The sequence below is a fragment of the Streptomyces sp. NPDC006332 genome, from assembly GCF_040612855.1.
Lineage (GTDB): Bacteria > Actinomycetota > Actinomycetes > Streptomycetales > Streptomycetaceae > Streptomyces.
On sequence record NZ_JBEXRA010000058.1, the window covers coordinates 38,285 to 51,824 of the forward strand.

The window sequence follows — 13,540 nt, forward strand, 5'->3', positions numbered from 1 at the left end:
CGTGAAGTACGCCGGGTCCCGCCCCACCCGCTCGGCGGCTCACCTCCCTGGGGTGTCAGGCAGGGCCCAGCCCCACGCTGTGGGCGAGCCGGGTCACCGCGTGCCGGAAGAACGGTGCGCGGTCCTCCACGACCCCGTTGAACTGCCCGAAGAGCTCGAAGCTGATCAGCCCGTACAGCTCGGCCCAGGCCGCGACGAGCGCCCCCAGTGCCTCCGGCGGGAGCTCGGGGGCGAAGTCGGCGGCGATCCGCTCGGCCTCGGGCCGCAGTTCGGCGGGCAGGGGCGTCAGGGAGAGACCAGGGCCCTGGTGCGCGTCGCGGACGATGCCGATCAGGACGAGGCCGGTCCGGGCGGCGGCCGGGATCGTCGTCTCCGGCGCGCTGTAGCCGGGCACCGGCGATCCGTGGATCAGCGCGTACTCGTGCGGGCTTTCGAGCGCCCAGGTGCGCAGGGCCTCGCACACCGCCGTCCAGCAGCGGACGGGACCGGCGTCGACAGCGGCGGCGTACGCCCCTTCCGCGCGCTCGCCGACGGAGTTGTAGGCGTCGATGATGAGAGCGGTGAGCAGGTCGTCGCGACTGGGGAAGTAGCGGTACAGCGCGGAGGAGACCATGCCGAGTTCGCGGGCCACGGCCCGCAGCGACAGCTTTGCGGCGCCCTCGGCCGCGAGCTGTCTGCGCGCCTCGTCCTTGATGGCCGCGGTGACTTCGATCCGGGCGCGGGCTCGGGCGCCGCCTGGGGTGCTGCTGCTCATACGGCTCAGTGTCCCATGAGAACAGAGCAGTGCACACAAAAGAGAGCACTGCTCTTGATTTGGAGCACCGCTCTCGTGCAGACTGTTCTCAAGCGAGAGCAGTGCTCTCGGAAAGGGTGAGAGCTCCGCTCTCACGACCACCAGGGAGTCCCCATGTCGACGTCATCGCCGTACTACCTCCAGGGCAGCCCGATGAACATCCGGCTCAACAACGTCATCGGATGGCTGGCCCGGCACGGATTCAGCCTCGCCGGGACGGCCGAGATGTCGGTCCGCGGCCGCAAGAGCGGGCAGTTGCAGCGCATCCCCGTCAACCCGCACACCTACGAGGGCGGGCAGTACCTGGTCTCGGCCCGCGGGCACTCCCAGTGGGTGCGCAACATGCGGGCGGCCGGCGGCGGGGAGCTGCGGGTGGGCCGCAAGGTGCGCGCGTTCACCGCGGTGGAGCTTCCCGACGCGGAGAAACTCCCGATCCTGCGGACCTACCTGGAGAAGTGGGGCTGGGAGGTCAACCAGTACTTCAACGGGGTCACCGCCAAGTCCACCGACGAGGAGATCGTCGCGGCCGCCGGCGACCACCCGGTCTTCCGGATCACGGTCACGAAGTGACCTCGCCGCCCGAGGGGTCCGAGGGGGCGGCGGAAGCCGAGGGGTCCGCGGGCCGCCGGTCCATCGCGGTCAGCGCACGTTGGGCGAGCGGGTGCGCGCGGACGAGCTCGCCCAGTGACGTGGCCCCGCGCGTGATGTCCATGAACGCCTTCCAGGCCGGGCGGAAGCCGGTCAGGGCCGCGTGGAACAGGCCGGGACGCCGCTCGAAGAGCGTCAGCATGCTCTTGCCGACGGCCATCTCGACGCCGAGCCCCGCCTTGATCGCGAACGCGTAGTTCAGCGCCTGGCGGCGGGTGTCCACCGCGTCGTGCGCCTCCGCGATCCGCACCGCCCACTCCCCCGCGAGCCGGCCCGAACGCAACGCGAACGAGATGCCCTCGCGGGTCCACGGCTCCAGCAGCCCGGCGGCGTCCCCGCACACCAGCACCCGCCCGCGCGACAGCGGCGAGTCGTCGGCCCGGCACCGGGTCAGGTGGCCGGAGGAGATGCTCGGTTCGAAGCCGGCCAGCCCCAGCCGCCCGATGAACTCCTCCAAGTACCGCTTGGTGGCCGCCCCTTCACCGCGCGCCGAGATCACCCCGACCGTCAGCGTGTCGCCCTTCGGGAACACCCAGCCATAGCTGCCGGGCATCGGCCCCCAGTCGATGAGCACCCGCCCCTTCCAGTCCTCGGCGACCGTCTCCGGCACCGGGATCTCCGCCTCCAGGCCGAGGTCGACCTGGTCGAGCTTGACGCCGACATGAGCCCCTATGCGGCTCGCGCTGCCGTCCGCGCCGACCACGGCGCGCGCCAGCACCGTCTCGCCGCCCTGCAGGACGACCGCGACCGTGCGCCGGTCCGGCACGGACGAGCCGTGCTGCTCGACCCGCTGGACGGTGACGCCCGTACGCAGATCCGCGCCCGCCTTCTGCGCGTGCTCGACCAACTGCTGGTCGAACTCGGGCCGGTTGATCAGCCCGAACAGCATGTGCCGGGAGCGGCGGGTACGGCTGAAGCGGCCGTTGTTCGAGAAGGTCACCGCGTGCACGCGGTCCCGGAACGGCAGCTCGAAGCCGGGCGGCAGGGAGTCGCGCGAGGGGCCGATGATGCCGCCGCCGCAGGTCTTGTACCGGGGCAGTTCGGCCTTCTCCAGCAGGAGCGCGCGCCGCCCCGCGACTGCCGCCGCGTAGGCCGCCGAGGCGCCCGCGGGTCCCGCGCCCACCACGACGACGTCCCACACCCGCTGCCCGTCGTCCGTCGAAGAGTCGTCCGCCGAAGAGTTCTCGCTGCTCACGATGGTCTACTGCTCCTGATCAAACCGCTGCCGCACCTGTCCCCCCGCATCCTACGGCGGTCATCGCCGCAGGCCACTGTGGGAGGATCTACGCCACTCACTGGTACAACGTCGCACCCACAAGGAGCGTGCCCATGTCGTCGCATCCGGTCGCCGAGACCGTCGCCTCGCTGATGCCGAGGGCGAAGGCGGAACTCACCGAACTGGTTGCCTTCAAGTCGGTGGCTGACTTCGAGCAGTTCCCCAGGAGCGAGAGCGAAGGCGCCGCCCGGTGGGTCGCGGACGCGCTGACCGCCGAGGGCTTCCAGGACGTGGCCCTGCTCGACACCCCCGACGGCACGCAGTCGGTGTACGGCTACCTGCCCGGCCCCGAGGGCGCGAAAACGGTCCTGCTGTACGCGCACTACGACGTGCAGCCGCCCCTGGACGAGGCCGGCTGGACCACCCCGCCCTTCGAGCTGACCGAGCGGGACGGCCGCTGGTACGGGCGCGGGTCCGCCGACTGCAAGGGCGGCGTGATCATGCATCTGCTGGCGCTGCGCGCACTGAAGGCGAACGGCGGCGTCCCGGTCCATGTGAAGGTCATCGCCGAGGGCTCCGAGGAGATGGGCACCGGCGGCCTGGAGCGCTACGCCGAGCAGCACCCCGGCCTGCTGGAGGCCGACACCATCGTCATCGGCGACGCCGGCAACTTCCGGGTCGGGCTGCCGACGGTCACCTCCACGCTGCGCGGCATGACCATGGTCCGGGTGGCGATCGACACCCTGGAGGGCAATCTGCACTCGGGTCAGTTCGGCGGCGCCGCCCCCGACGCGCTCGGCGCGCTGATCCGTGTCCTGGACTCGCTGCGCGCCGAGGACGGCTCGACCACGGTCGACGGCCTCACCCCCGAGTCCCGGTGGGACGGGCTGCGGTACGAGGAGGAGCAGTTCCGCCAGGACGCCGGTGTGCTGGACGGCGTCGAGCTGATCGGCTCCGGTACGGTCGCCGACCGGATCTGGGCCCGCCCGGCCGTCACCGTCCTCGGCATCGACTGCCCGCCGGTCGTCGGCGCCACCCCGTCCGTGCAGGCGAGCGCCCGCGCGCTGGTCAGCCTTCGGGTGCCGCCGGGCGTGGACGCGGCCGAGGCGACCAAGCTGCTCCAGGCGCACCTGGAGGCACACACCCCGTGGGGCGCCCGGGTGCGTACCGAACAGATCGGGCAGGGGCAGCCGTTCAGCGCGGACACGAGCAGCCCGGCGTACGCGGCGATGGCCGAGGCGATGGCGGTCGCGTACCCGGGCCAGGAGATGCAGTACGCCGGCCAGGGCGGCTCCATCCCGCTGTGCAACACCCTCGCCTCGCTGTACCCGCGCGCGGAGATCCTCCTGATCGGTCTGAGCGAGCCGGAGGCCAGGATCCACGCGGTGAACGAGAGCGTGTCCCCCGAGGAGCTGGAGCGCCTGTCGGTGGCGGAGGCGTTGTTCCTGCGCAACTACGCGGCGAGCTGACCGCTCTGCCCACAGCTAAGGGCCCCCACCTGCGGGCGGGGGCCCTTCTACGGTCGTCCCATGGACGTCGTAGAGCTACTCCCCCGTCTCCACCTCCTTCGCTTCCCGGTCGGCCAGGCCTATCTCTGGCGCGACGGCGACGACCTGACGCTGATCGACACCGGACCAGCGGGGTTCGCGGCGGCGATCTCCGCCTGCGCGAAGGGCGGCCTGCGCCGGATCGTGCTCACCCACTTCCACGAGGACCACGCGGGCGGCGCGGGCGAGTTGGCCGCACTGACCGGTGCCGAGGTGCTGGCCCACCACCTGGACGCTCCCGTCGTACGGGGTGAGGTCCCGGGTCCGTCACCGGTGTTCGAGGACTGGGAGCGCCCGCTGTACGCAGAGGCCGCACGGCACCTCCCCGCTGACGGCTACCAGCGCCCGTCGAGGGTCACCGAGTTGTCCGACGGCGACGCCCTCGACTTCGGGGGCGGGGCCCGGGTCGTCCACGTCCCCGGGCACACGGACGGCAGCGTCGCCCTCCATCTCCCGGAGCACGGCGTGTTGTTCACCGGAGACACGATCGCCGCCTCGCCGGTCGACGTCGGCGTGATACCGGGCGTGTTCAACCTCGACCGCTCCCGGGTTCTCGCCGCCTGTCACCGGCTCGCCGCTCTCGATGCGGACGTTGCCTGTTTCGGTCACGGCGCCCCGATGGTCGGCCGGGCCGGGGCCGCGCTGCGCGAAATGGCCGACACCTACGGGGCCCGGGGATGACCATGGGGGCATGCCGTCCACCACGCGCCTCACCGCCCACACCGACCTCGCCACCTCACTCGCCCTGCACAGCGACCGCGAACTGGCGGACCTGGTGGCCTCGGGCGTGCCGGCCGGTGCCGGGATCGGCGGACGGTCGACGCTCCTGGAGGTCGACGGCACCCCCGTCTTCGTGAAGCGGGTGCCCCTCACCGACACCGAGCGCCGCCCGGAGCACGTCCGCTCCACCGCCAACCTCTTCGACCTGCCGGCCCACTGCCACTACGGCGTCGGTGCCGTCGGCAGCCCCGGTTTCGGCGCCTGGCGTGAGCTGGCCGTGCACGAGATGACGACCAACTGGGTGCTGTCCGGCCGTTTTCCGGGCTTCCCGCTGCTGCACCACTGGAGGGTCCTGCCGGACACACCCCAGCCCCTCCCCGACGAACTCGCCGACGTGGAACGGGCCGTGGCCTACTGGGGCGGATCACCGGGGCTGCGGGAGAGCATCGAGGGCCGGCGCACGGCGTCCGCGAGTCTGACGCTGTTCCTGGAGCACGTGCCCTGCACCCTCCACGACTGGTTCGCGGCCCGGCTCCGCACGGACGAGGCGGGCTTGGCCTGCGCCCTCGTGGAGCAGGGCCTCGACGCCGTCACCGGGTTCCTCCACGAGCGACGGCTCCTGCACCTCGACGCCCACTTCCGCAACATCCTCACCGACGGACACCAGCTGTATCTCACCGACTACGGCCTGTCCCTGTCGTCCCGCTTCCGACTGGGCGCGGAAGAAAGCGACTTCTTCGACCGCCACCGTTCCTACGACCGCGCCTACGCCTTCTCCTACCTCGTCCACTGGCTGGTCGTCGACCAGTACGGCCTCGGCAGGGACGAACGTGAGGAGTTCATCCGCGCCTGCGCCGACGGCGGGCGACCCGAGGGCATCCCGGGGGCCGCCGCGGAGCTCATCTCCCGGTACGCCCGACTCGCCGTGGTGATGGGCGACTTCAACCGGCGCTTCGAACAGGACAGCAGGCTCACTCCCTACCCTGACGAGGAACTCGAAGGCGTCACCGCCGGGTCGAGGACGATGTCCTCCTCACGACCCACGATCGTCGGCTCCTCCGGGAAATGACAGGCCGTCAGGTGTCCCTCCGGGTTCCCCTCGACCCGGACCAGCGGCGGCTCCTCGATCGCGCACCGGTCCTGCGCCTTCCAGCAACGGGTACGGAACCGGCACCCGGAGGGCGGGTCGACCGGTGAGGGGACATCCCCTGCCAGCCGGATGCGTTCCCGGCGCCGGACGCCGTCCGGGTCGGCCTCCGGGACCGCGGACAGCAGCGCGTGCGTGTACGGGTGCCGGGGCCGGGTGTAGAGCGTCTGCCGGTCGGCCACCTCGACGATCTTGCCGAGGTACATCACCGCGACGCGCTCGCAGAAGTGACGCACGACCGCGAGGTCATGGGCGATGAAGACGAACGCGATGCCGAACTCCCGCTGGAGGTCCTGGAGCAGGTTGACGATCTGCGCCTGGATGGACACGTCCAGCGCCGACACCGGTTCGTCGGCCACGATGAGCTTGGGCCTGAGGGCGAGGGCCCGGGCGATGCCGATGCGCTGGCGCTGCCCGCCGGAGAACTCGTTGGGGTAGCGGTTGTAGTGCTCGGGGTTGAGCCCCACCGTCTCCAGCAGCTCCTGGACCCTCTTCCGGTGGCCCTGGGGCGGGTTGATGCCGTTGAGCCGCATCGGCGTCTCGACGATGGTGCCGACGGTGTGCCGCGGGTTCAGCGAGGAGTACGGGTCCTGGAAGATCATCTGGAGGTTGCGGCGGGCCTCCTTCATCCGGGTCGCGGGGGTGTGGGTGATGTCCTCACCGTCGAACACGACGGTGCCGGCGGTCGGTTCCAGCAGCCGGGTGACCAGGCGGCCGGTGGTCGACTTGCCGCAGCCGGACTCCCCGACCAGCCCCAGCGACCGGCCGGCCCCGACCGTGAAGTCGACGCCGTCGACGGCGTGCACGGCACCGATCTGGCGCTGGAAGACGATGCCGTGCCGGATCGGGAAGTGCTTGTGCAGACCGCTGACCTCGAGCAGGCTCTCGCCGGCCGGTTGCTCGACGGCGGGAACGCCCTGCTCCGCGGGAAGGGGCTGGGTGGTGCTCACGGCGTGCTCCTGTTCGTCCGCCGCCCTCACTGCGCGGCCCCGGCGGCCCTGCGGCCGCGGATCTCGTCCTTGGTCTCCGGTGTCAGGTGACAGGCGGCGAGATGCCGTTCGGTGCCGGAGACGGCCAGCAGTTCGGGCCGCTCGACCGAGCAACGCCCGTCGCTCACCCAGCCCTTGTACGTGCACCGGGGGTGGAAGGCGCACCCGCCAGGTGGGTTGATCAGGCTCGGCGGCGAGCCGGCGATCGGGTTCAGCCGACGTTCCACGTCACCGGTGATCTGCGGCATCGACTCCAACAGGCCCCAGGTGTAAGGATGTTCGGGCTGTTTGAGCACGTCCCGGACGGTGCCGTACTCGATCCGTCGGCCGCCGTACATCACCAGGATGTCGTCGGCGATGTCGGCCACCACGCCGAGGTCGTGCGTGATGAGGATGACGGCGGAGCCGAACTCCTCCTGGAGGTCGCGGATCAGATCCAGGATCTGTGCCTGCACGGTGACGTCCAGGGCGGTGGTGGGCTCGTCGGCGATGAGCAGTTCGGGGTCGCAGACCAGCGCCATGGCGATCATGGCGCGTTGCCGCATGCCGCCGGAGAACTGGTGCGGATAGTCCTTCGCCCGCCGCTCGGGCTGAGGGATGCCGACCCGCTTCAGCATCTCGACGGCGCGGTCCCGGGCCTCCTTCTTGGAGACCTTGTGGTGCACCTGGTAGGCCTCGGCGATCTGGGCGCCGACGGTGAAGTAGGGGTGCAGGGCGGACAGCGGGTCCTGGAAGATCATGGACACGGTCCGGCCGCGCAAGGCGCGCATCTCGTGCTCCGGGAGGGCTACGAGCTCGCGGCCGGCCAGCCGTATCTCGCCGGAGACCGTGGCGCGGGTGCCCTTGTGCAGGCCGAGCAGGGCCAGCGAGGTCACCGACTTTCCCGAGCCGGACTCGCCGACGATGCCGAGGGTGCGGCCCTTCTCCAACGTGAAGGAGACACCGTCGACGGACTTGACGACGCCGTCCTCGGTGGGGAAGTGCACCCTCAGGTCCCGTACGTCGAGGAAGGATTCGGCGGCGGGCGGGAGGCCCGCGGGCTGTGGAGAGGTCTGCAGGGACACTGGGCATTCCTTACGCGGCTGTGGGGTCTCAGGCGAGGCGTACACGGGGGTCGACGAGGCCGTACACGACGTCGACGACCACGTTGGCGAGCACCACGAAGGTGGCGGCGAAGAGCGTGGTGCCGAGGATGACCGGCAGGTCGGAGTTCTGCACCGAGTCCACCGCCAGCTTGCCGATGCCGTTGATCCCGAACACCGACTCGGTGATCACCGCGGAGCCGCCGATCAGCGAGCCGACGTCCATGCCGAAGATGGTGATGATCGGGGTGATCGCGGCCCGCAGTCCGTGTTTGAGGACGACCTTGCCGACCGGCAGCCCCTTGGCCCGCGCGGTGCGCATGTAGTCCTCGGCGAGGACCTCCAGCATCGAGGAGCGGGTGAGCCGGGTGTACATCGCGAGATACACGATGACCAGCGTGGCCCAGGGCAGGACGAGCCCCTGGAACCAGGCGGTCGGGTCCTGGGTGAACGGCGTGTAGCCGGCCGCGGGCAGGATCTGCCACTTGTCGACGAACAGGAACAGCAGCAGCAGACCGATGAAGTAGATCTGCACGGAGACGCCGACCAACGCCAGTCCTACGGCCGCCTTGTCGGCGGCCCGGCCCCTGCGGACCGCGGCCACCAGGCCCAGGCCGACGCCCAGCACCAGGAAGACCACCGCGGCGCCGAGACCGAGCGACAGGTCCGCCGGGAAGTCGCTCAGCAGGGTGGTGAGGACCGGGGTGTCGGTCTGGAAGGAGAGCCCGAGACAGGGCGCGCCGCAGTGCACGCGCACGCTCTGGTCGCCGTAGTCGCGGCCGACGAAGAGCCCCTTGAAGAACTCCCAGAACTGGGCCATGAAGCTCTGGTCGAGCCCCAGGGAGTGCCTGATCTCGGCGAGCCGGGACGGGGAGCAGGTCTTGCCGCAGGCCAACAGGGCGGGGTTGGACGGCAACGCGAAGAAGATGACGAAGGTGATGACGGTGATCACCAGCAGGATCACGGCCGCTGCCAGCAGACGTCGGATGAGATAACGGAACATGGGGCGCTGGAACCTGACGTGAGTGGGGTGCCCGCCGGCGGCCGGGGACCGCCGGCGGGTCTCAGAAGGGGTGCGTCAGTTCTTGACGTAGGCGTGGACGAGGCTGGGCTCGGCCATGATCGTGTCGTCGATGACTCCGCCGACCTTGGAGCCGCTCAGGTCGCTGAAGTTCATGTACATCAGCGGGGCCACGGCCGCGTCCTTCAGGATCTGCTCGTCCAGGTCCCCGTAGGCGGCGTTGCGCTGCTTGATGTCGGTCATCTTGCCGATCTTGTCGATCTGCGCGTTGATCTTGGGGTCGTTCAGGTACGACAGGTCGTTGTTGGACTGCGGGAGGTTCTTGATCTGCCGCCCGTCGAACAGGGTGGGCAGCACGGTGGAGGCGTTCGGCCAGTCCGCGATCCAGTCGCCCCAGGTGAGGTCGTACTGGTTCTTCACGTTGTCGACGATGCTGAAGTAGTTGTTCTTGTCGAGCGGTGAGATGTTCACCGTGATGCCGATCTTCGCGAGCGCGGTCTTCACGGCGTCGGCGAAGTGTTCGTGCGTGGGAATGTTCTCCACCGCCAGCGACATGGTGAGCTTCGGGTCGCCGGCCTGCTTCATCAGCGCCTTCGCCTTGGTGATGTCCCCGGCGGGGTCGGAGCTGTACAGGTTGAAGTTCTTGTGGCCGTCGATGCCGGGGGCCAGCATCGAGGTCGCGTAGTCGCCGTAGGCCGAACCGCCGAAGGCACCGCGGACGGTGGTCTTGTCGATGGCGTCCTCGATCGCCTCACGGACCCTGATGTCCTTGACCCGGCCGGTGTTGATCGCCAGGTAGTTGATGCCCGGGGCCGCGATCTTGTAGTAACGCGACTTCAGCGACGGGTCGTTGGCGATCGCCGTCAGGTCGGAGCCGGCGATCGGGGTCTGAGTGATCGAGGTCTGGGCGGCGCCCCCGTCGGACTTGAGCTGCTGGTCGATGGCGGCCTGGTCCTGCCCGAACTTGGCGTCGATCTCGTTGACGTTCTGCTCGCGGATCGGGTCGGTCGACCGGCTCCAGTACTTGTTCCTGACGAGGACGAGTTCCTTGCCATGACTGTACGACTTGATCATGTACGGCCCGTCGGACCAGACGTGCAGGTCGTACGTGGCACCTGTGTCGTGCGCCTTGGGCACCGCCGACCACCCGGTCATCGTCGTCGTCTCGTTGAAGTCGGCGACCGGCTGGTTGAGGTGGAAGACGATCGTGTACTTGTCCGGCGTCTGGATCGAGCTCAGCTGCTGTCCCTTGAAGGGGCCCTTGTAGGAGGCGCCGCCGACCAGCCACTGGCTCGCGTACGGCGGGCCGCCGTTGATGTCCGGGGAGAACGCCCGCTCGACGCCGTACTTGACGTCCTGCGCGGTGACCTCCGTACCGTCCTGCCATTTCACGCCGTGGCGCAGGTGGTAGGTCCACACCGTGGCGCCCTGGCTGGGTGTTCCCGTGTCGGTGGCCAGGTCACCGACCAGCTTGGGCTGCGATCCCGTCTCGTCCCATCCGGTGAGGGTGCGGACGATCTCGTAGTCCATGCTCGAACCCTCGGTGGTGTACGTCCGCTGAGGGTCGATGTGGTTGTAGTCCGCGTCGTTGAGGATGGTCAGCGTGCCGCCCTTCGACGGGGAGCCGCTGCCGGTGGTGCTGGAGGAGCCACCGCAGGCGGTGACCCCCAGGGCGATCGCCGCGGCGGATGCCGTCAGGGCGATCCTGCGCTTTCTGCGCGTCATCAGGTAACTCCGTTCTTGTACGGACTCGGCTGCGGCGGTCCGTCGGGGACCGTCCGGGCCGGTGTTCGGGGGTGGAAGGGGCGTCAGCCGCGGGCTGCGCGGGGATCCAGGGCGTCCCGGACGCCGTCTCCGAGGAGGTTGAGCGCCAGGACGAGGATCAGGAGCAGGACGCCGGGGATGAACAGGTACATCGGGTCCTGCAGGAAGTACGCGGAGGCGTCCGACAACAGGGATCCCCAGTCCGGGTTGGGCGGGATGACGCCGACGCCCAGGTACGACAGGGCCGCCTCGGTGGTGATGTTCTGCGGGACGGCGAGCGCGAAGGAGATCAGGATCGGCGCCCACAGGTTGGGCAGCAGCTGACGGAAGAGGATGTGCGCGCGGCCGGCGCTCATGATCCGGGCCGCGTCGACGAACTCCCGCTCGCGCAGGGACAGCACCTGGCCGCGTACCAGGCGGGCGGTGTAGGCCCAGGCGAACCCCGCGATGTTGAGGACCAGGACCAGCAGTCGCAGGTTCTCGTCGGTGCCGCCGTGGGCGTTGGTCTGCAGGGCGTTCTGGATGACCGGGGTGAGCGCGATGATGAACAGCAGTTGCGGGAACGCCAGCATCACGTCCATGACCCGCGACAGCACCGAGTCGACCCAGCCGCCGGAATAGCCCGCCGCCAGTCCGGCCACGACACCGACGGCGGTGGACAGCACGGCCGAGGCGAAGCCGACGAGGAGCGAGGTGCGCAGGCCGTGCACCACCCGGGCGAACAGGTCGTATCCGGTGCCCGGTTCGACACCGAGCAGATGGTGCGGGCTGATGCCGCCCAGCGATCCGTAGGGGAAGTTGCCGGTGTCCGGGTCGATCGCCCCGCCGTCCGGGGTGATGGGCCCCCAGCCGGTCAGCGCGGTGAGCACCGGGGCCAGCAACGCGATCACGATGAACAGGGCGGTCACCACGAAGGCGGCCAAGGTGACCTTGTCGCGCCTGATCCGGTTCCAGGCCATCCGGGCCGGTGAGCGCCCGGCGACGGTGGGCACGGCGGCCGGAAGGGCTCCGGCCGGTTCCCCGGCCTCAGGCGGGGTGCCGGTGGCGTTCAGGACCGGCTGATGCTGCGTGGTCATCGTACGGACGTCCCGGGTGTGAGCTGGGGCTGCCGCGGGGTGGCCGCGGTCGCCGGGGGAAGGGACGCGTCAGGGGACGGGCCCCTGGGCGAAAGGCCTGGACGGCGTCCGGTGTCGGCGCCGTGAAGACTGAGCGGACTGTCGCAATGCCGCTTCGGCCCGGTCAAGGCGGAACAGGGGCGGAAAAGTGATTGTTTGCGGAGGTTGCCAAGAGTTGACGAGAGCGAGAGGTTTCGTTAGCTCTGGCATAGAGGTATCGCGACGCACTCTTGGCCGGCGCGCGGTGCACGGCGGCGTCGGCCGGCCCGTACGCACGGGGCTCCGGACGAGTCGGTGTACAGGTGAGATCCCCGCCGGCACCAGGTGGCGGCGGGGGTCTCCCGGCGGTCAGCCGACCGGGATCCCGGCCTCGAGGTACAGCGCCGCTCCGCGTTCTCGCGCTCGCAGGGCCCAGCGCAGCCGCTCGTAGCGGACCGGCGGCAGCAGGTCGGCGGCTTCTTCCTCGGAGGCGAAGCACCAGTCGCGCAGTTCGGGCCCGGGCAGCAGCAGCCGCCCCGCCTCGGTGGAGTCCAGGCGTCCGCCGTCGAAGAGGAGGCGCAGCCCGCCGTAGCCGGGCGGCGCGGGCGGCTCCCAGTCGACGACCAGGAGGCGGGGTACGTCGTCGAGTCGGATGCCGGTCTCCTCGGTGACCTCGCGCATGCCGGCGCGGGCCGGAGCCTCACCGGGTTCGACGACCCCGCCGGGGAACTCCCAGCCGGCCTTGTAGGTGGGGTCGACGAGCAGCACCCTGTCCTGCTCGTCGAAGAGGAGGACACCCGCGGCGAGCGTCTCGGCGGTCGGTTCGGGCGTCTGCACGATGTCGCAGACGGGCACGGTGCCGTGGCTGACCGCCTCGGCGATCCGCGCGGCGCTCTGGTGCGGCGTGAGGGCGCTGGTGTCGATCGGGTACGCGTCCGCGGTGAGCCAGGAGGCGAGAGCGGATCGGTACGTGTCCAGGTGGTCGTACGACCACTGCCGTATGCGTATCTCCCCGTCCGTGATGCCCGGCGGGAGCGCGCGTCGGGCCACGCGCTCACGCAGGATCGTTTCCGCCGGGGCGAGGAGAACATGCCGGACGTTGATCCTGCGTGCGGCCAGGCCACCGAAGATCTCGTCCCGGTAGTCCTGGCGCAGAAGGGTCATCGGAACCACCAGGGTCCCGCCCAGCTCCGCGAGCATCGCGGCCGCCGTGTCGATCACGAGGCGTCGCCAGCTCGGCAGGTCCTGGACGTCGCCGACCTCGGCGAGGTGCTTGGGCGGCAGCAGCTGCGTGAGTGCTCCGCCGATGACCTCGGGGTCGAAGAGCGTGCTGTTCGGGATCAGTTCGATCAGTTCCCGTGCGGTGGTGGTCTTCCCCGCACCGAACGCGCCGTTGATCCAGACGATCACGTTTCCCCCTCTTCAGCCGGCCCCCTGAGGCTTGCCCGCTCCACCCTGCCACGGAAACCAGCCGTAGTAGAGGGCGCACAGACGTGGCGCCGGTGCCCCCTGAGCTCGT

Annotated in this window: 12 protein-coding genes; 4 read left to right on the plus strand and 8 right to left on the minus strand. The window is 70.2% G+C overall.

The genetic code is table 11. From position 1 onward, the window contains the following. Positions 1 to 55 precede the first annotated feature (55 nt). A complete protein-coding gene (locus ABZ027_RS35910) occupies positions 56 to 754 on the minus strand; it encodes a TetR/AcrR family transcriptional regulator (protein ID WP_356775872.1) in 699 nt (232 codons plus the stop codon). A gap of 153 nt (positions 755 to 907) precedes the next feature. On the opposite strand from ABZ027_RS35910, the gene ABZ027_RS35915 reads away from it, so the two are divergent. Beyond that, entirely contained in the window at positions 908 to 1,363 is a 456-nt protein-coding gene (locus ABZ027_RS35915; protein WP_356775874.1) for a nitroreductase family deazaflavin-dependent oxidoreductase, read from the plus strand. Here the strand turns inward: ABZ027_RS35915 and ABZ027_RS35920 are convergent. After that, positions 1,353 to 2,636 (minus strand): geranylgeranyl reductase family protein, encoded by a 1,284-nt coding sequence (locus tag ABZ027_RS35920; RefSeq protein WP_356775876.1) that lies wholly within the window; start codon positions 2,634 to 2,636, stop codon positions 1,353 to 1,355. The two genes, ABZ027_RS35915 and ABZ027_RS35920, sit on opposite strands and share 11 nt — an antisense overlap. Before the next feature lie 134 nt (positions 2,637 to 2,770). Here ABZ027_RS35920 and ABZ027_RS35925 point away from each other — a divergent pair, with 134 nt between their 5' ends. From ABZ027_RS35925 to ABZ027_RS35935, 3 genes are read left to right on the plus strand one after another with little or no spacing between them, the layout of a single operon-like run. Next, the gene (locus ABZ027_RS35925) at positions 2,771 to 4,126 is read left to right on the plus strand and encodes a dipeptidase (RefSeq protein ID WP_356775878.1); all 1,356 of its coding nucleotides are present in this window, start codon (positions 2,771 to 2,773) and stop codon (positions 4,124 to 4,126) included. A gap of 60 nt (positions 4,127 to 4,186) precedes the next feature. Next, a complete protein-coding gene (locus ABZ027_RS35930; protein ID WP_356775880.1) occupies positions 4,187 to 4,885 on the plus strand; it encodes an MBL fold metallo-hydrolase in 699 nt (232 codons plus the stop codon). Positions 4,886 to 4,895: 10 nt separating this feature from the next. Continuing rightward, positions 4,896 to 5,993 carry a protein kinase family protein gene (locus tag ABZ027_RS35935; RefSeq protein WP_356775882.1) on the plus strand — a complete coding sequence of 366 codons (1,098 nt, stop codon included), beginning with the start codon at positions 4,896 to 4,898 and terminating at the stop codon, positions 5,991 to 5,993. Here the strand turns inward: ABZ027_RS35935 and ABZ027_RS35940 are convergent. The 6 genes from ABZ027_RS35940 to ABZ027_RS35965 form a co-directional block, all read right to left on the minus strand. Continuing rightward, positions 5,903 to 7,021 (minus strand): dipeptide ABC transporter ATP-binding protein, encoded by a 1,119-nt coding sequence (locus tag ABZ027_RS35940; RefSeq protein WP_356775884.1) that lies wholly within the window; start codon positions 7,019 to 7,021, stop codon positions 5,903 to 5,905. The genes ABZ027_RS35935 and ABZ027_RS35940 overlap by 91 nt on opposite strands. 26 nt (positions 7,022 to 7,047) lie before the next feature. After that, a complete protein-coding gene (locus ABZ027_RS35945; protein WP_356775886.1) occupies positions 7,048 to 8,124 on the minus strand; it encodes an ABC transporter ATP-binding protein in 1,077 nt (358 codons plus the stop codon). Positions 8,125 to 8,152: 28 nt separating this feature from the next. Further along, positions 8,153 to 9,145 (minus strand): ABC transporter permease, encoded by a 993-nt coding sequence (locus ABZ027_RS35950; protein ID WP_356775888.1) that lies wholly within the window; start codon positions 9,143 to 9,145, stop codon positions 8,153 to 8,155. A gap of 75 nt (positions 9,146 to 9,220) precedes the next feature. Then, complete coding sequence (locus tag ABZ027_RS35955) at positions 9,221 to 10,888, minus strand: ABC transporter substrate-binding protein (RefSeq protein ID WP_356775890.1); 1,668 nt, start codon at positions 10,886 to 10,888, stop codon at positions 9,221 to 9,223. An 83-nt stretch (positions 10,889 to 10,971) separates the two neighbouring features. Continuing rightward, positions 10,972 to 12,003: an ABC transporter permease gene (locus tag ABZ027_RS35960; protein WP_356775892.1), complete on the minus strand. Its 1,032-nt coding sequence runs from the start codon at positions 12,001 to 12,003 to the stop codon at positions 10,972 to 10,974. Between the two features lie 387 nt (positions 12,004 to 12,390). Then, positions 12,391 to 13,431 (minus strand): NUDIX domain-containing protein, encoded by a 1,041-nt coding sequence (locus ABZ027_RS35965; RefSeq protein ID WP_356775894.1) that lies wholly within the window; start codon positions 13,429 to 13,431, stop codon positions 12,391 to 12,393. Positions 13,432 to 13,540: the final 109 nt, after the last annotated feature.